At 72.2% G+C, this 17,195-nt stretch carries 16 protein-coding genes and 1 pseudogene; 7 read left to right on the plus strand and 10 right to left on the minus strand.

All coding sequences use genetic code 11. The features are described 5' to 3' along the window. Positions 1-17: 17 nt before the first annotated feature. The 3 genes from ACZ69M_RS15770 to ACZ69M_RS15780 all read right to left on the minus strand — a co-directional run bounded on the left by ACZ69M_RS15770 (position 18) and on the right by ACZ69M_RS15780 (position 1,431). Positions 18-212, minus strand: a complete 195-nt coding sequence (locus tag ACZ69M_RS15770; RefSeq protein ID WP_470050231.1) for a hypothetical protein — start codon at positions 210-212, stop codon at positions 18-20. A gap of 11 nt (positions 213-223) precedes the next feature. Next, on the minus strand, positions 224-1,000 hold the full coding sequence (locus tag ACZ69M_RS15775; protein WP_470050233.1) for an SDR family NAD(P)-dependent oxidoreductase: 777 nt from the start codon (positions 998-1,000) through the stop codon (positions 224-226). Positions 1,001-1,092: 92 nt separating this feature from the next. Next, complete coding sequence (locus ACZ69M_RS15780) at positions 1,093-1,431, minus strand: YnfA family protein (protein WP_470050235.1); 339 nt, start codon at positions 1,429-1,431, stop codon at positions 1,093-1,095. 182 nt (positions 1,432-1,613) lie between these two features. On the opposite strand from ACZ69M_RS15780, the gene ACZ69M_RS15785 reads away from it, so the two are divergent. Next, complete coding sequence (locus ACZ69M_RS15785) at positions 1,614-2,102, plus strand: hypothetical protein (RefSeq protein WP_470050941.1); 489 nt, start codon at positions 1,614-1,616, stop codon at positions 2,100-2,102. Positions 2,103-2,134: 32 nt separating this feature from the next. Then, positions 2,135-2,597, plus strand: a pseudogene (locus ACZ69M_RS15790) (zinc-binding dehydrogenase); the annotation flags it as partial. Positions 2,598-2,657: 60 nt separating this feature from the next. Here the strand turns inward: ACZ69M_RS15790 and ACZ69M_RS15795 are convergent. After that, positions 2,658-3,026 (minus strand): alpha/beta hydrolase fold domain-containing protein, encoded by a 369-nt coding sequence (locus ACZ69M_RS15795; RefSeq protein ID WP_470050237.1) that lies wholly within the window; start codon positions 3,024-3,026, stop codon positions 2,658-2,660. Positions 3,027-3,241: 215 nt separating this feature from the next. Then, positions 3,242-4,060 (minus strand): DUF6597 domain-containing transcriptional factor, encoded by an 819-nt coding sequence (locus ACZ69M_RS15800; protein WP_470050239.1) that lies wholly within the window; start codon positions 4,058-4,060, stop codon positions 3,242-3,244. Positions 4,061-4,221: 161 nt separating this feature from the next. On the opposite strand from ACZ69M_RS15800, the gene ACZ69M_RS15805 reads away from it, so the two are divergent. The 4 genes from ACZ69M_RS15805 (at position 4,222) to ACZ69M_RS15820 (ending at position 8,500) form a co-directional block, all read left to right on the plus strand. Further along, complete coding sequence (locus ACZ69M_RS15805) at positions 4,222-5,307, plus strand: LLM class flavin-dependent oxidoreductase (RefSeq protein WP_352046285.1); 1,086 nt, start codon at positions 4,222-4,224, stop codon at positions 5,305-5,307. Beyond that, complete coding sequence (locus ACZ69M_RS15810) at positions 5,304-6,035, plus strand: FMN reductase (protein ID WP_470050241.1); 732 nt, start codon at positions 5,304-5,306, stop codon at positions 6,033-6,035. Before ACZ69M_RS15805 ends, ACZ69M_RS15810 begins: the two co-directional genes overlap by 4 nt. Positions 6,036-6,289: 254 nt before the next feature. Further along, complete coding sequence (locus tag ACZ69M_RS15815; protein WP_470050243.1) at positions 6,290-7,030, plus strand: response regulator transcription factor; 741 nt, start codon at positions 6,290-6,292, stop codon at positions 7,028-7,030. Then, complete coding sequence (locus ACZ69M_RS15820) at positions 7,031-8,500, plus strand: sensor histidine kinase (protein WP_470050245.1); 1,470 nt, start codon at positions 7,031-7,033, stop codon at positions 8,498-8,500. 27 nt (positions 8,501-8,527) lie between these two features. Here ACZ69M_RS15820 and ACZ69M_RS15825 read toward each other — a convergent pair whose 3' ends face one another. After that, positions 8,528-10,501, minus strand: a complete 1,974-nt coding sequence (locus ACZ69M_RS15825) for an APC family permease (protein WP_470050247.1) — start codon at positions 10,499-10,501, stop codon at positions 8,528-8,530. A 369-nt stretch (positions 10,502-10,870) separates the two neighbouring features. Between ACZ69M_RS15825 and ACZ69M_RS15830 the strand changes: the two genes are divergently transcribed. After that, the gene (locus ACZ69M_RS15830) at positions 10,871-12,502 is read left to right on the plus strand and encodes a hypothetical protein (protein WP_470050249.1); all 1,632 of its coding nucleotides are present in this window, start codon (positions 10,871-10,873) and stop codon (positions 12,500-12,502) included. 22 nt (positions 12,503-12,524) lie between these two features. Here ACZ69M_RS15830 and ACZ69M_RS15835 read toward each other — a convergent pair whose 3' ends face one another. From ACZ69M_RS15835 to ACZ69M_RS15850, 4 genes are all read right to left on the minus strand, one after another. Further along, on the minus strand, positions 12,525-14,510 hold the full coding sequence (locus ACZ69M_RS15835; protein ID WP_470050943.1) for an APC family permease: 1,986 nt from the start codon (positions 14,508-14,510) through the stop codon (positions 12,525-12,527). A gap of 175 nt (positions 14,511-14,685) precedes the next feature. Next, positions 14,686-15,249, minus strand: coding sequence for a hypothetical protein (locus tag ACZ69M_RS15840; RefSeq protein ID WP_470050251.1), 564 nt, complete (start codon positions 15,247-15,249; stop codon positions 14,686-14,688). 100 nt (positions 15,250-15,349) lie between these two features. Further along, positions 15,350-16,123: a transglutaminase domain-containing protein gene (locus tag ACZ69M_RS15845; RefSeq protein WP_470050253.1), complete on the minus strand. Its 774-nt coding sequence runs from the start codon at positions 16,121-16,123 to the stop codon at positions 15,350-15,352. A gap of 53 nt (positions 16,124-16,176) precedes the next feature. Then, positions 16,177-17,181 (minus strand): M56 family metallopeptidase, encoded by a 1,005-nt coding sequence (locus tag ACZ69M_RS15850; protein ID WP_470050254.1) that lies wholly within the window; start codon positions 17,179-17,181, stop codon positions 16,177-16,179. Between the last annotated feature and the right edge of the window lie 14 nt (positions 17,182-17,195).

The following is a 17,195-nucleotide window of genomic DNA, read 5'->3' on the forward strand; positions in this document are numbered from 1 at the left end:
CCAGCGACCCCGGGTGGCTACTTCGCGTGTGTCACCGCGTAGATCATCACGAACGCCACGATGTGGATGCCGAAGAGGAAGTACGCGAGGTACCACCAGACGTAACGCTGGTTCTTCTTCTCCGCGGCGAGGTGGCGGCGCTCCGCGGAGAGCGCGTCCGAGGGCGTGTCCGACGTCTCGTCCGGCGCCTCGATCGGTATCCCGTCCGGCATCCCGTGCGGCATCAGAGTTCTCGGTGGATCTTGGTGTTCGACGCCTGGGCGCGGGGGCGGACGACGAGGAGGTCGATGTTGACGTGGCTGGGGCGGGTGACGGCCCAGGTGATGGTGTCGGCGACGTCGTCGGCGGTCAGCGGCTCGGCCACGCCCGCGTAGACCTTGGCCGCCTTCTCCGTGTCGCCGCCGAAGCGGGTCAGCGCGAACTCGTCCGTCCTGACCATGCCGGGCGCGACCTCGATGACCCGGACCGGCGTTCCGACGATCTCCAGGCGGAGGGTCTCGGCGAGGACGTGTTCGGCGTGCTTGGCGGCGACATAGCCCGCGCCGCCCTCGTACGTGCCGTGACCCGCCGTCGACGACAGCACGACGACCGTGCCGTCGCCGCTCGCGGTGAGCGCCGGGAGCAGGGCCTGGGTGATGTTCAGCGTGCCGATGACGTTCGTCTCGTACATCTGGCGCCACTCGGCCGGGTCGCCGGTCGCGACCGGGTCGGCGCCCAGCGCGCCGCCGGCGTTGTTGACCAGGACACCGATGGTCTTGAAGGCGCCGGCGAACTCGTCGACCGCGGCGCGGTCCGTGACGTCCAGCGCGTACGCGGTCGCCTGGTGGCCCGTGGCGTTGATCTCCTCGGCCAGCGCCTCGATGCGGTCCTTGCGGCGGGCGGTCAGCACGACGCGGTAGCCGGCCGCGGCCAGCTGCCGGGCCGTCGCCGCGCCGATGCCGCTGCTCGCGCCGGTGACGACGGCGATACGGGAGGAGGCGGAGGGCACGGCGGACGTCATGGGCTGCTCCTAGGACGTGACTAACTGGCGTACGTGGTGTGGTCGGTCCTCGTCAGGATAGGCAGGCGGTCGGCGTCCGCGAGGTCGCGGGCTCAGTTGCCGCCGCGCGGCGCGTACATGATCACGGCCATTCCGGCGAGGCAGACGAGGGCGCCGGTCACGTCCCAGCGGTCGGGGCGGTAGCCGTCCGCGACCATGCCCCAGAGGAGGGAGCCGGCCACGAACACTCCGCCGTACGCGGCGAGGACGCGGCCGAACTCGGCGTCCGGCTGGAGTGTCGCCACGAAGCCGTAGACGCCGAGCGCCATGACGCCCGCGCCGATCCAGAGCCAGCCGCGGTGCTCGCGCACCCCCTGCCAGACCAGCCAGGCGCCGCCGATCTCGAAGAGCGCGGCGATGACGAAGAGGGCGACGGAGCGGACGATCAGCATGCCGTCACTCTCGCACGGGCCCCATCCGCCGCTTCCGTCACCTGATGGACGGCGCCTGCCGACGGTCTGGAGTGGCATACATCGGGTGCCCACGTGAGCGTGAGCGCGTGCGGGCCCCGAGCGAAGGAAGCGGCGTCATGCGGATGATGGAGTTGCGGATGCGATGGCGGATGCGCTCGGGGATGCGCTCGGGGACGGGGAACGGCGCGTGGGTGCGGAGCATGGGCGCGGCGGGTGTGGGGGCGGCCCTGACGCTGGGCGGGGCGTCGTCCGTCGGTGCCCTCACTCCCGAGGCCGATCTCGCCTATCGCGGCTCGGTGACCATGGCGGCCGGGCTCGCCGACCTGTGGCTGACCCCGCAGAACCATGGCCCGAGCACCGTCGGGGACGTGACGGTCCGGCTGCGCTGGTCGGCACCGCTCGCGGATGTGCAGCGGCTGCCGGGCGACTGCGCGCGTTCGGGCGAACGGGTGGTGGTGTGCCGTACGGGGCCGCTGGCGCCGGACGGGCAGGGGGACCGGATGCGGCTGGAGGTAGGGCTGCGGGGGGAGCCGTCGGAGGTGACGCTGGAGATCGACACGGTGTGGGGCGGCGGTGCGGTCGACCGCAATCACGGCAACGACCGGCAGCGGGTGCTGGTGCTGGACACCGGGGACTCGTACGTGTTCTAGGACCTGTCCGACGTGGGTGAAGCGGCACCGAAGGGGCGTGCCATGTCAGGACGGGTGCGGCGAGGGCGGTCGGCGGGTACGCCGTCCAACTCGCCGCCCACCCGGGTCTCGTGGTGACGGGCGCGGCCCGCGAGGGCGACGAGGAGCTCGTACGGTCGCTGGGGGCGGCCTACTTCGCGGCGGGCGGCGTGGAGGGCGTGGACGGGGTGCTGGACGCGGCGATTCTCGGCGCGGCGGCGGTTGGAGTGGGTGCGGGACGGCGGGGCGTTCGTGGGCGTCATCCCGGGGGCGCATCCGGCGTCCGTACGGGGGGTGCGGACGGACGCGGTGGAGGTGAGCGCCGACGGGGCGCGCCTCGCGGAGCTGGTGGCGCTCGTCGACGAGGGGGTGCTCACCACCCGGGTCGCCGACACGTACGGGCTGGAGGAGGCGGGGAAGGCGCACGCGCGGCTGGCCGAGGGCGGGCTGCGGGGGCGGCTGGTCCTGATCCCCTGAGTCCGCGGGGTGCGCGAAGGGGCCATGGGGTGATCTCGAAGTCCTGGGTGCTTCCGCCCGTCAGCCGGTCGGCTCGACACTGGCGAGGGTGAATGCCGCGTGCAGGAACTCGGTCACCCGCCCGAGCGCGGCCTCGCCTTCGTCGACCATCGCGGCGCAGGCCTGGAACAGGTGCGGGACGCCCGGGGTGACCTCGAGTGCGACCGGGACGTCGTCCGCGGCCGCGCGCGCCGCGAGCCTGACCGCGTCGTCGAGCAGCAACTCGTTCGACCCGGCCTGGATCAGCAGCGGCGGCAGGCCACGCAGGTTCGCGAACACCGGGCTGATCAGCGGATCCGCGGGGTCCGCGGCACCGCGTCGCCAGGGACCACCACCGTCATCCCGGCACCGAGCGAGATCGGCCCGATCAGCTGTGCGATGTCCTGGCATCCCCGCTTGGACGACGACGCCGCGCAACGCTGGCTCCGCGACACGATCACCGCCACCACCACGGGGTGATGCCGCCGGGCTCCGCCGCCAGCCGTCCCCGGGTGGGTTGGTCGGCTGCGGGTGTGGGTGTGGGTGTGGGTGGGGGCTTGGCGCGCAGTTCCCCGCGCCCCTGGGGGGCGGGGCTGCGCCCCGGCCCACCCGCGATCGGAGTCGGGTCAGTGGGTGGTGGTCGCGTAGGTGGTGGGGGGTACTCCCACCGTCGCCGTGAAGTCGCGGACGAGGTGGGCCTGGTCGGCGTAGCCGAGGTCGGCGGCGAGGGCGGCCCAGTCGACCGGGCCGGAGGCCTCCGCGCGGGACAGGGCCTCGTGGATCCGGTAGCGAAGGATGATCCACTTCGGGCCGACGCCGACGTACGCGGCGAAGAGCCGTTGCAGGGCCCGCACGGTCATCCCCTCGGCGCGTGCGAAGTCGCCGACGTGCCGGATGGCGCGGTCGCCCCGGATGCGGTCCACCAGGGCCATGGCGAGGTCGGCCTGGGGATCCGGGCGCGGACCGAGGTCCAGGAGGAACGCGTCGAGCGCGGCCACGCGCGCGTCCTCGTCGGCGGGATCGAGGACGGAGGGGACCGTGGCGGCGTCCACCGTGGGAAACGCCGTGTGGAGCGCGATTCGCTCGCCCGTGAGTGACGTCAGGGCCCGTCCCGGCGCGAAGGGGCGGAAGCCCCCCGGGCGGAACTGGATCCCGCACACCCGTCCCCGGCCCTCCAGTTTCTGTGTGAACAGGTCGAGGCCGATGCCGGCCACCTCGCCGAATTCGACGGGGTCCTGACCCGCGTACCTCTGGAAGACGACGTTCACGGACGGGTGCGGGACCACGTGGGAGGCGTACGGCTCGGGCAGGTCCCAGTCGATCAGCCAGTAGTGCTCGAGGTAGGGGCGGAGCGGCTCGGCCGGTTCGCGGCGGCGGAAGCGGACGCGTGCGAAGAGCTCCGCGGCGTCGACGATGCCTCGGGTGTCACGGCGTGGGGCGGCCATGACGGGATCGTAGGGCGGGGCACTGACAGTCGGGGCAGGGGCAGGGGCAGGGGCAGGGGCAGGGGCGGGGAGCCGGGGGTGGGTGGTGCGCGGAATAGCGACGAGGGGTGGATCGTTTGGGGGTATAGTTGAATCGTAAACAACTTGGAGGGTGAGCGACCATGCAGTTCGGAATCTTCAGCGTCGGCGATGTCACAGCGGACCCGACGACCGGCCGTACGCCGACCGAGGCCGAGCGGATCAAGGCCATGGTCGCCATCGCCCAGAAGGCGGAGGAGGTGGGCCTGGATGTGTTCGCGACCGGTGAGCACCACAACCCGCCGTTCGTCCCGTCGTCGCCGACCACGATGCTCGGCTATGTCGCGGCGCGGACCGAGCGGCTGATCCTGTCGACGTCGACCACGCTGATCACCACCAACGACCCGGTGAAGATCGCGGAGGACTTCGCGATGCTGCAGCACCTGGCGGACGGGCGGGTGGATCTGATGATGGGGCGCGGGAACACCGGGCCCGTGTATCCCTGGTTCGGGCAGGACATCCGCCAGGGCATCAACCTGGCCGTGGAGAACTACGCGCTGCTGCGCCGCCTGTGGCGCGAGGACGTGGTGACGTGGGAGGGCAAGTTCCGCACGCCGCTGCAGTCGTTCACCTCGACGCCGCGTCCGCTGGACGGGGTGCCCCCGTTCGTGTGGCACGGCTCGATCCGGTCGCCGGAGATAGCCGAGCAGGCCGCGTACTACGGTGACGGCTTCTTCCACAACAACATCTTCTGGCCGGCCGACCACACCAGGCAGATGGTCGAGCTGTACCGGGAGCGGTACGCGCACTACGGGCACGGCACGCCCGAGCAGGCGATCGTGGGTCTCGGCGGGCAGGTGTTCATGCGGAAGAACTCCCAGGACGCCGTGCGCGAGTTCCGGCCGTACTTCGACAACGCGCCGGTCTACGGGCACGGACCCTCCCTGGAGGAGTTCACCGACCAGACCCCGCTGACCGTCGGCTCCCCGCAGGAGGTCATCGAGAAGACCCTGGCGTTCCGCGAGTACGCCGGTGACTACCAGCGCCAGCTGTTCCTGGTGGACCACGCCGGGCTGCCGCTGAAGACGGTCCTCGAACAGCTCGACCTGCTCGGCGAGGAGGTCGTCCCGGTGCTGCGCGAGGAGTTCGCCAAGGGGCGCCCGGCGGATGTGCCGGACGCGCCGACCCACCAGTCCCTGCTCAAGGCTCAGGAAGTGAGCGTCGCATGAAGCTCGTCGTCGTCTCGGCGGGGCTGAGCGTCCCCTCGTCGACCCGGCTGCTGGCCGACCGGCTGGCCGCCGCCACCGGCCGGTACACGTCCGTCGACGTCCAGGTCGTCGAACTGCGCGACCTGGCCGTGGAGATCGCCCACAACTTCACCAGCGGCTTTCCCGGGCGGGCCCTGTCCGCGGCCCTGGAGTCGGTGACGGAGGCGGACGGGCTGATCGTGGTCACACCGGTGTTCTCCGCCTCCTACAGCGGCCTGTTCAAGTCCTTCTTCGACGTACTGGACCAGGACGCGCTCACCGGCAAGCCGGTCCTGATCGCCGCGACCGGCGGCTCCGCCCGCCACTCCCTCGTCCTCGAACACGCCCTGCGCCCCCTCTTCGCCTACCTGCGCGCCGTGGTCGTACCGACCGGGGTCTACGCGGCCTCGGAGGACTGGGGTGCGGAAGGCCTGGCCGAGCGGATCGACCGCGCGGCGGGCGAACTGGGGAGGCTCATGGAGGGCCTGGGCTCCGGAGCCGGTACCGGGGCTGTGCGAAGGGCCGATGCGGCGGACACGGCGGACACGGCGGATGCGGCTGAAACGGCGGATGCGGCGGTCGCGTCGGTGGCCGTGGACACCGACACCACCGCCGCCATCGCACCGCGCTCGCTCGACGGGGCCCTCGCCTCCGCCCACAGGTTCACCGTCATCCCCTTCGAGCAGCAGCTCGCCGCGCTGCGGCCGTAGGGGGAGCAGGGAGAGCAGGGCGAACAGGCCGGAAGAGGGGGTGGGCCGCCACCGACCTCGCTTCCGGCCCACCCCCTCCGCACCGGCCGGACCCCTGCCGGGGGATTCGGGGGTCCGCCCGTCCTGACATACGGGACAGACTGGCCGGGCGAGGTAAGGGGCTCGCGGGAGGAGGGGTGAGAGGCGGGTAAGAAGCCCACCCTCACCACCGCCCACCAGGTGGTACCCGGCCGGCGGCTTGGCAGACTGGTGGGGTGCCCCAAAATGTGCTGCTCGCCGAGGACGACCGTGCCATCCGCCATGCCCTGGAAAGGGCACTGACGCTGGAGGGCTACGCGGTGACGGCCGTCGCCGACGGCGTAGAGGCGCTGGCCCAGGCCCACCGCACGCCACCGGACGTCCTCGTCCTGGACGTGATGATGCCCGGTATCGACGGACTGCAGGTGTGCCGCGTGCTGCGCGCGGAGGGGGACCGTACGCCGATCCTGATGCTCACCGCACTGGTCGAGACGGCCGACCGCATCGCGGGCCTGGACGCCGGAGCCGACGACTACGTGGTCAAGCCGTTCGACGTGGAGGAGGTCTTCGCCCGGCTGCGGGCCCTGCTCCGCCGGACCGGTCCGGTGAACGGCACCCCCGCCGGCGTACCGGCGCCGTCGGTGTCCGCGGCCGTGTCCGCTTCGAAGGAGGCGTCGGGCCAGATCTCCGCGGCCGGGCTGCGCATGGACATCCAGGCGCGCCGCGCCTGGCGCGGACAGCGCGAGCTGGAGCTCACCCGCACCGAGTTCGAACTGCTCGAACTGCTCGTCCGCAACGCGGGCATCGTCCTCGACCACGCCACGATCTACGACCGCATCTGGGGCTACGACTTCGGTCCCGGCTCCAAGAACCTCGCCGTGTACGTGGGATATCTGCGGCGCAAGCTCGACGAGCCGGGAGCACCGGCGCTGATCCACACCGTCCGGGGCGTGGGGTATGTGCTGAGGGAGGACTGAGTGCCCCCCCGATGGCTCACGGGGCTGCGGCCCCGGCGGGTGTCCTCCCTGCGGGCCACCTTCACCCTGTCCTTCGCCGCCGTGGCCGCCGCGGTCACCGTCCTCGTCGGGTTCCTGAGTTACGACGCCGCCGCCCGGCTGGTGCGGGTGGACCAGCAGACCGTCTTCTCCGGGGTCGTGCAGGACCTGCGGGTCCAGGTGCGCGAGACGGCGTTGGACCCGGGCGATTTCTCGTCGTCCGACCCCGACCACGACGGACCGCTGGACGACATCATCCGGCCCGCCCGTACGGATGTGCAGGTGCTCGGGCGCGGTGGGGTGATATCGGACCGCGGCAATCCCGCGCTGCCCGTGACCGCAGCCGACCGGCGGACGGCCGCGTCCGCGACCGCGGGCAAGTGGGTGGAGCACGGGGAGGTCGACGTCGCCGGCGACCGCTACCGGGTGGCGACCGTCGCGCTCGGCGGTGGGCGGGGCGCGGTGCAGGTGGCCCAGCAGTTCAGCGACACGGAGGATCTGCTGCGGGAGCTGCAGCAGCGGACCGTGCTGCTGGTGGGGGCGGTGGTGATCGCGTCGGGGCTGTTCGGCTGGTGGCTGGCCCGCCGCATCACCCGGCGGCTGGTGCGGCTGGCCGGGGCCGCGGAGGACGTGGCGCGCACCGGGCGGCTCGGCATCCAGGTGCCGGTGGCGGGATACGACGAGGTGGCCCGCCTCGGCCGCTCCTTCGACCGGATGCTCGGCCGGCTCGCCCAGTCCGAGGAGGACCAGCGGCGGCTGGTCCAGGACGCGGGCCATGAACTCCGTACGCCGCTGACCTCGCTGCGTACGAACATCTCCATGCTGCGCCGCATCGACGAGCTGCCGCCCGACGCCCGCGAGGAGCTGGTCGCCGACCTGGCGCAGGAGTCCCGTGAGCTGACCGACCTCGTCAACGAGCTGGTGGCGCTCGCGGCCGGGCGGTCCGACACCGAGCCCGTGCAGCGGATCGACCTGGCCGATCTCGCCGAGGACGTGGCGATCGCCTCGCGGCGCCGCACCGGGCGGGACATCCTCGTCCGGGTGGTCGGTGACACGACGGCCGACGGCCGTCCCACGGCGCTTCAGCGGGCGATATCCAACCTGGTGGAGAACGCGGCCAAGTTCGACCGCGAGGGCAAGGCGCCGATCGAGATCGCGGTCACCGGTCCGGTGCGCCCCGGCGTCGGGGTGGGCGGCGGTCTTCCGGGCAGCGTCCGGATCGAGGTCCTCGACCGGGGTCCGGGCGTGGCCGAGGGCGATCTCGTCCGGGTCTTCGACCGTTTCTACCGCGCCGCCGACGCCCGCAGCCTGCCCGGTTCCGGGCTCGGTCTGTCCATCGTCCGTGAGGTGGCCACCGGCCACGGCGGAGCGCCGTTCGCCTTCCGGCGGGAGGGGGGAGGCGCGGTCATCGGGTTCACGGTGAGCGCGGACTACCCGACGGAAGAGGACTGACGGGCGGACGGGGCGACGCCATCGTGGCTAGCCGACGTGTACGCGGGGGCGGCGGGAGCGGTCGGGTTCGGCCTCGCGCAGGACCTCTCGGGTGACGGGGGCGACCTCGCCCTGGCCGAAGAGGAAGAAGCGCAGGAAGTTGGTGAAGGGGTCGCCCTCGGTCCACTCGAAGTAGATGTGCGGGGTGCAGCCGGTGCGGTCACGGACGTACAGGAGCAGGGCGGCCAGGGCGTTGGGGACGGAGGAGGACTCCAGGGTCAGGACGCGGTAGCGGCCGTGGAGCACCTCGCCGCGTACGGTCAGGCCCGCCTCGAACTCCGAGGGGTCCAGGACGGTGACCTCGACGAAGACGAAGTCCTCCTGGGCCGGGAGGTCGTTGTCTGCGCGGATCTGCTCGATCTTCTCGCGGTACTCGGCCTTGTCGCGGTTGTCGGGTTCGTTGGCGATGAACCGGATCCGGCGGCTGGCTATGTCGCGTACGAACCGGTCCGCCATGTCGTCCAGGCTCACGCTGGTCACCCGCAGTTCGAAGGCGCGGGCCAGCCGGGAGAGCAGCGAGACGAGGATGATGCCGGCGATGAAGCAGGCGCCGATCTTGACGCCGTCGGGGCGTTCGATGACGTTGACGACGGTCGTGTAGAGGAAGACCGCGGAGATGACGGCGAAGGCGATGGTCCAGTTGCGCTGGCCTGCCTTGCGCGCGGCGATGGTCACGGCGATCGCGGCGGAGCTGATGAGGACGAGGACACCGGTGGCGTAGGCGCCGCCCTGCGCGTCGACGTCGGCGTCGAAGATCCAGGTGACCAGGAACGCGACCAGGGTGAAGACGATCACCATGGGGCGGACGGCGCGTGCCCAGTGCGGGGCCATGCCGTAGCGGGGGAGGTAGCGGGGCATGAGGTTGAGCAGTCCGGCCATCGCGGAGGCGCCCGCGAACCACAGGATGGCGATGGTCGACACGTCGTAGACCGTGCCGAAGGCGCCGCCGAGGTATTCGTGCGCGAGATAGGCGAGGGCGCGGCCGTTGGCCTGGCCGCCGGACTTGAACTCCTGCTCCGGGATCAGGAGCGTGGTGATGAAGCTGGTGAAGATGAGGAAGACGCTCATGATCACGGCGGCGGTGGTCAGCAGCTTCTTGGTGTCCCGGATGCGGCCGGCCGGGTTCTCGTCGGTGTCGGTGGCGTCGCCCTGGACGTGCGGCATGACGGCCACGCCGGTTTCGAAGCCGGAGAGGCCGAGGGCCAGTTTGGGGAAGACCAGGAGGGCGACCCCGACCATCGCGAAAACGTTTCCGTGTTCGGTGGTCAGGGCGCTGGTCCAGTCGGTGATCACATGCTCGGCCGTCGCCACGTGCCACAGGCCCACGATCACGACCACGACGTTGAGCGCGAGATAGATCCCCACCAGGACGACGGCGACGCCGATCGCCTCCAGGAAGCCCTTGAGGAACACCGCGCCGAGCAGGGCCACCAGGATGAGCGTGATCAGCATCTGCTGGTTGTGCAACGTGCTGGTGAGATGGGGGTTCTCGACCAGGTGGGTGGAGGCGTCGGCCGCCGACAGGGTGATGGTGATCAGGAAGTCGGTGGCGGCGAAGCCCAGCAGGGTCAGGACGAACAGCTTGCCCTTCCAGAACGACAGCAGCCGCTCCAGCATCGCGATCGAGCCCTCGCCGCGCGGGCTCTCCTCGGCCACCCGCCGGTAGACGGGCAGTGCGCCCGCCAGGGTGACGATGACGAGCACGATGGTCGCGACGGGCGAGAGGAGTCCGGCGGCCAGGGCCGCGATGCCGGGCTGGTAGCCCAGGGTCGAGAAGTAGTCGACGCCGGTCAGGCACATCACCCGCCACCAGCGTTGCCCCTGGTGCACGGGCTCCGGCGCGGCGTGCGGGCTCTGCGGGGTCGGGGTCTTGCCCATGTCGGACAGCCCCTGGAGCATCCACGCACGCAGCCGGCTCGTACCCGTCGTACCTCTGGTACGAGCGTGGTCGGTGGTGGCCATCGGGGTGCTCCTGACGTGCTGCCCGGCGTGGTGCCCATTGTGGTCCGATTGTGGGCAATGGGGGAGGAAACGGCAGGGCGGGTGGACATTGCGGCGAACGGGGGACGGCGGTGCGGTCGCAGGGGTGACAGCCCCCGGTCCGGCACCGCGGTCCGGCACTCCGGTCCGGCGCTCGGTCCGCCCCCGACGACGAGAATGCCGTGCTTTTCGCACACGCGGTCGGCCGACGGCGTCAAGGCCGCGTCAAAGTCGTCCGGTGCCACATCAGGGGCCCATCAAGGTCCGGTGCGGGGGAGGTGAAGCGGTCGCAGACTGGGCGCGGCACGGGGGACACGGACGAGCGTCCGTGGCGTGCCGATGGAGGGGCTCGTGGCTGTCACGGCAGGTACCACGCACAGTCCTGCGGCGCGAGCCGCGACCACGCACCGTCCGGCGCGGGCCGGGACCGTCGCAGCGCCACCGCGCGGCGCGAGCGCCCCCTCCGGGGGTGGGCACCAGCCTCGGCCCAGACGCGGGGGACCGCGATCGAGACGCCCCCGACGCACCGGGCGGTCCCGAAGTCCCAGGCTCCCTCTGCGCCTCGCACCCCGAAGAGCCGCCACCGCCCTGCACCGCCGCTTCTGGGCGACCCTGCCCGCGCGGCTGCGGCTGCTGCGGACCGGCACCCTCCTGCTGACCGCCGCCCTCGCCCTGCTGCTCGGGCTGGCCGGACTCGCCGCCACCGGGACCTGGGACACGGTCGAGGGCCGCGACGCACCCCGCACCACCAGCGCCGCCGACCTGAACCTCGCCCTCAACGACATGGACGCGCAGGCCGCCAACCTCCTGCTGGCCGGCGGCGACGGGGGCAAGGGGCGCCTGGCGACGCCGTACGAGAAGGCGGCCGGCTTCTACGGGGGCGCGCGCCGCGCGATCGGCCACGACCTGCGCACGCTCGCCGTCGCCGCCCAGGGAGACCAGAGCGACGAACACACCGTCGAGTCGCTCACCGACGACTTCGCCGAGTACCAGGAGCTGATCGGCCGCGCGCTGGAGAACGACGACCGCGCGGGCGGCAGACCGGCCGCCCTCGTCGACTACCGCGAGGCCACCGATCTCCTCCAGGCCCAGCTCCTGCCGAGCGCGAGGACGCTGGTGGACTCCAACAACAGCGCCTTCGACCGGCAGTACGACCAGGCCCGTTCGGTCCTCTCGGCCCAGCTCGCCGCCGTCCTCGTGCTCGGCGTGCTGCTGCTCGCCGTCCTCGGCGTCCTCCAGTGGTACCTGGCCCGCCGCTTCCACCGGATCCTCAACCCCGGCGTGCTGGCCGCCACCGTCTGCGCGCTGTTCGCCGTGCTCCTCGGCGGCCAGGCGCTCTCCGCCTCCGCCGACCGGCTGCACAGCGCCCGCCGCGACGCCTTCGACTCCGTCGTCGCCCTCTCCCGCGCCCGCGCGATCGCCTACGACGCGAACGCCGACGAGAGCCGCTACCTGCTGGACCCCGAGCGCCGCTCGCAGTACGCGCAGGCCTTCCTCGCCAAGTCGCAGCAGCTGTACGGGATGAAGGGCGCGACCCTCGACTCGTACGACTCCGGGCTCGCCACGACCTGGCAGGAGTACCGCGCCGACCACCACACCCTCGACTTCGGCGGCGAGTTCGCGCGTGAGCTCGCCAACCTCACCTTCCCCGGCGAACGGGACGCGGCGGAGCGGACGGTGGACGCGTACGCCGTCTATCAGCGCGACGACCGGCGGATCCGGGCCCTGGTCGCGCAGGGCAGGGAGCGCGAGGCCGTCGCGTTCTGCATGGGCTGGGAGCCGGGCACGTCCAACGCCCACTTCGGGGCCTGGATGACGGCGCTGGACCAGGTGACGGACATCAACCGGCGGCACTTCACGGCGGCGGTCCGCGCGGGCCGCTTCGAGGCCACCGGACTGCTCCCGTGGACGTGCGGTCTGCTGCTCGGCGCGGGTGCGCTGATCCTGCTGGGGCTGCGACCGAGGCTCGCCGAGTTCCGCTGAACGGAGTGCCGCCGTGGGCGTGTCACCGGTGCCGGGTGCCCGCCCGGGGCGGCGGCCCCTGCGGTTCCCCCCGCCGGAAGGACCCCGGCGCCCTGGCCGTGGGCCGGTCGGCGTGGGCCGAGGACGTCAGCTGCCACGGCACGCTCGTGACCATGACCCCCGGGGTGAACAGGAGCCGGTTCTTCAGCCACAGCGCCGACTGGTTGTGCAGGAGGTTCTCCCACCAGTGCCCGACGACGTACTCGGGGATGAAGACGGCGACGATGTCCCGCGGGCTCTCGCGGCGGATCGAGCGGACGTACTCCACGACCGGCCGGGTCACCTCGCGGTACGGCGAGTCGATGATCTTCAGCGGGACGTCGATGCCGTACTCCTCCCAGCGCCTGAGCAGCGCCGCCGCCTCGTCACGGTCGACGGAGACCGTCAGGGCCTCCAGCCGGTCGGGGCGGAAGGCGCGCGCGTAGGCGAGGGCACGGAGGGTCGGCTTGTGCAGGGTGGAGACCAGGACGATCCCCAACACGCGTGAAGGAAGGGTGAGTTCGCCCTTCGGGTCGGCCACCGCCAGTTCCGCCGACGTGGCGTCGTAGTGGCGCCGGATGCCGCGCATCATCACCCACAGCACGATCGCCGCGAGTACGGCGAGCCACGCGCCCTCCGTGAACTTGGTGGCCAGCACGATCACCAGGACCAGGCCGGTGACGACCGAGCCGAGCGCGTTGATCACGCGAGCCGTGTGGTGGCGGCGCCGCAGGGCAGGGTCGCGCTCCGCGCGCAGCTCGCTGTTCCAGTGCCGGACCATGCCCAGCTGGGAGAGCGTGAAGGCGGTGAACACACCCAGGATGTAGAGGTGGATGAGGCTGGTGACATTCGCCTTGAAGCCCCACAGCAGCAGCGCCGCGACGACCGCGAGCGCCAGGATGCCGTTGGAGAAGGCGAGCCGGTCGCCCCGGTTGTGCAACTGGTGCGGCAGATAACGGTGTTGGGCCAGGATGGACGCGAGCAGGGGAAAGCCGTTGAAGGCCGTGTTCGCCGCCAGGATCAGGACCAGCGCGGTCGCCGCCTGGATGACGTAGAAGCCGACGCTGTGCTCGCCGCCGAAGACCGCCGCCGCGATCTGCGCGATCACCGTGCGCTGGGTGTACGAGCCGCAGTCGCCGGTGAGTCCGGTCAGCCGGCACGCGTCGTCCGTGATGTGCACCTTGGTGATCAGCGCCAGCGCGGTGACGCCCACGAACATGACGATCGCGAGGGCGCCCATCGCGGTCAGTGTCTCGGCCGCGTTCCTCGACTTGGGCTTGCGGAAGGCCGGTACGCCGTTGGAGATGGCCTCCACCCCGGTCAGTGCCGTACAGCCGGAGGAGAACGCGCGCAGCACCAGCATCAGCAGGGCGAGACCCGTCAGGTTCGCGTCCGAGGGGTCCGGCGTGACGCCGTAGCCGGCGCTCTCGGCGACCGGCGCGTCCCCGAGGGCGTAGCGGATCAGGCCCGTGACCACCATGACGAGCACACCGGCGATGAACAGGTACGTCGGTGCGGCGAAGGCGCGTCCCGACTCCCGCACGCCCCGCAGGTTCATCGCCGTCAGGACCGCCACGAAGCCGATCGCCATCAGGACGCGGTGGTCGGCGAGGCGTGGGACGGCGGAGATGATGTTGTCGACGCCGGAGGCGACCGAGACGGCCACCGTCATGACGTAGTCGACGAGGAGCGAGGCGGCGACGACCAGTCCGGCGGTCGGGCCGAGGTTCGTCGACACCACCTCGTACGAGCCGCCGCCGCTCGGGTAGGCGTGCACCACCTGGCGGTACGACAGCACCACGACCGTCATCAGGGCCACGACCGCGCCCGCGATCCACGGGGTGAAGTGCAGGTAGGCAAGGCCGCCCAGGGTGAGGACCAGCAGGATCTCCTGGGTCGCGTACGCCACCGAGGACAGCGGGTCCGAGGCGAAGATCGGCAGGGCGAGCCGCTTGGGCAGCAGTGTCTCGTGCAGCTCTTCGCTGCGCATGGCCCGGCCGATCACCAGCCGCTTGAGGATCCCCGTGACGTTGAACACGGGCGGAGGGTAAGCCGGGGGAGGGGCCGGGAGGGGGCCCGACACTCACTCCGGGCCGCTCCTCACCAGGTCGGCGAGCCCAGGTCGGCGAGGGCGGGCACGGGGCCCCCTCCGTGCGGCCTCTCGCTCACTCCAGCCCCGACACCCTGAAGACCGTCAGTGCCGTCTCGCGGTCGATCCGCTCCGAGACGCGGTGCAGTGCGGTCTGCCCGCACGAGAGCGTGGAGTGCAGGGCGGACAGGCGCGCGTCCTCGTCGAGGCGGCGCCACAGGGGCGGATTGGCGACCAGGACCCGGGGGTCGATCTCGACGCGCGCGCCGAACGTGTCCCGCAGCACGAGCCGCTGGCCGACTCCGTCCAGGCAGCGCACCGACACCAGGTGGTCGGTGCGCACAAGGCGCGCGCGCAGCAGTCCGCGCGAGACCAGCCAGCCCTCGCCCGCGGAGACCCGGGTGGGGTACAGCACGAGAAACAGCAGCACCGCGAGCCCGGCCCACAGGGTGGCGCGCGGCGCGGAGAGGGTGCCGACTCCCCAGTCGATGAGCAGGAGAAGGGCGAGGAGCACGGCGGCGCAGCGGATCGAACTGCGTACGTCCTGGGCCCAGAGGTGGTCGCGCGCGACTTCCGCGGAGAGTGGGGCGGGTGCGTCGACCGCGGTGCGCGCGTTGGTGCGGCGGTTGCGGCGTTCCATACGACCGACGGTAGAGACCGGGGAGGCCGCAGGCAGCATGCCTTGACGGGTCTCTGATGACTTGGGCGTCAAGGATGCGACAAGAGGCTTCGGCCTGCCGCTACGCGGTCCGGGCCGCCCGGCCTCCCGCGGCCCATCGCCCGAGCACCGGCTCCGCGAGGGTGCGGGCCGGGAGGCACAGGGTCTGGCCGTGACGGGCGAAGAGTTCGTCGCGGGAGGTGAAGTGACCGAGGTCGAGGCGGAGGTGGCCGGACAGGTCACAGACGGCTCCGGGACCGCCGTCGCAGCTCGCGGCGGCGTGGCCGTCCCAGTCGACCGCCGTACGGGCCACGGCGTCGAAGAGGGTCTCGCCGCCCTTGTTGGTGAAGCCGCCGGAGGCCGCGCTCATCTCGTCCGGGCTTCCGAACAGCTCGGCGATCGGTACCCAGCCGCCGTCCAGCAGGAACTCGGGCCACGCGAGCAGCACCCGTTCCGGGACCAGCGGCTTGAACCGGGGGAACCGTGGATACCAGAAGACTCCGTCGACGAGCAGCCCCCGCACGCGCGTGGGTACGGCGATGGCCCGTGCGACGGCCTCCAGCACCGCCATCCGCTGACTGCACGAGCCCCGCCCGAGCGCCAGCGTCCGCGAGGTGCTGCGCAGGTCGTCCACGGAGTACACCGGGCGTACCTCACGCGCGATGACCCCGTGTGCCAGGCGCAACGAGTCGCGGGCGGCGGTGCCCGTGGGGATCCGCTCGACGAGGGCGGTGACGGCCGGGCGGGTCCAGTCGAGGATCGGGGTGGGGCGCGTGGAGCCGGGTACGGGTTCGGTCTCCGGGGCGACCGGGTCGCCTCCCGCACGTCGGCACGGCATCAGCAAACGACTCGTCATGGCCCGCCCCTTTCCTCCGTTTTCAGTCAGCCTACGCCTCGACGACGACCGGTTCAGCCGAAGGGCAGGGCGGTGTGTTCGGACCTGTCCTGGTCGGGGTGATGCGGGCCGTGGTGGTGGGCGATGCCGACCACCTCCAGGAGATCGTGCAGGTCGCGGGTGGCGGCGACGGTCGACACCATGGTGAGGGCCAGGCACGCCGTCGTGACGAGGGCGAGCCCCGGACGGCGGGTGAGCGGCGGGGCGAGGAGGGCGGCGACCCGGCGGGGGACCGGGCCCGCGCCGGCGAGGGGCCCCCGTCGGCCGAGGACGCCGCGGAAGCCGAGGGTGGAGAGGCGGGGGGCGGGGGAGTTGTGGGCGGCCAGGGCCGCCTTGCCGACCGCGCGGGCGACCCGGCGGCGGTCGCCGGTGGCGCGGGCGGCCTGCTCGTCGGCCCAGCGTTCCACGGTGTAGGTGACGGCGGTGGCGAAGGGCCGCAGGAGGGGGTTGGCGGCGGCGCCCAGGCCGGCCAGGGCCACGAACAGATAGTGGTGGGAGGCGAGATGGGCGCGCTCGTGGGCGAGCAGGATGTCGTGCTCGGCCTTGTCCAGGGTGCGCAGCATGCCGGTGGAGACGACGACCCGCCCGGGCAGCCCCGGCAGCGCGTACGCGTCCGGCGCCTCGTCCTCGACGATGACGAGCCCGTCGGGCGTGGGCATGCACGCGGCCTCCCACATGGCGGAGGCGATGGAGCGGGACCGGCGCCACAGCATCCGCGCCGCGGTCAGCAGCGCGCCGCCGAGCAGAAGGCCGGCGAGGAGCGCGACCGGGGGTTCGGCGGGGTCGTTGATCTGCGCGGTGCGGGCCGACCAGTGGCCGAGGCCGGCGAGGAACGGGACGCCTATCAGGCCGGTGACCGCCAGCAGTCCCAGCGAGATGGTGGTCGCCACGCCCAGGATCAGCGCGGAGGCGGTGAGCAGCCAGGTGGCCAGGCGCGGTTCGCAGCGTTCGGAGAGCGGGCGGGCGCCGAGAGGCGCGATCACGGACAGCAGCAGCGGCAGATAGACGGCGATACGCATCCGGGCGGGCTCCT

This window comes from Streptomyces sp. NPDC107454, from assembly GCF_055582885.1.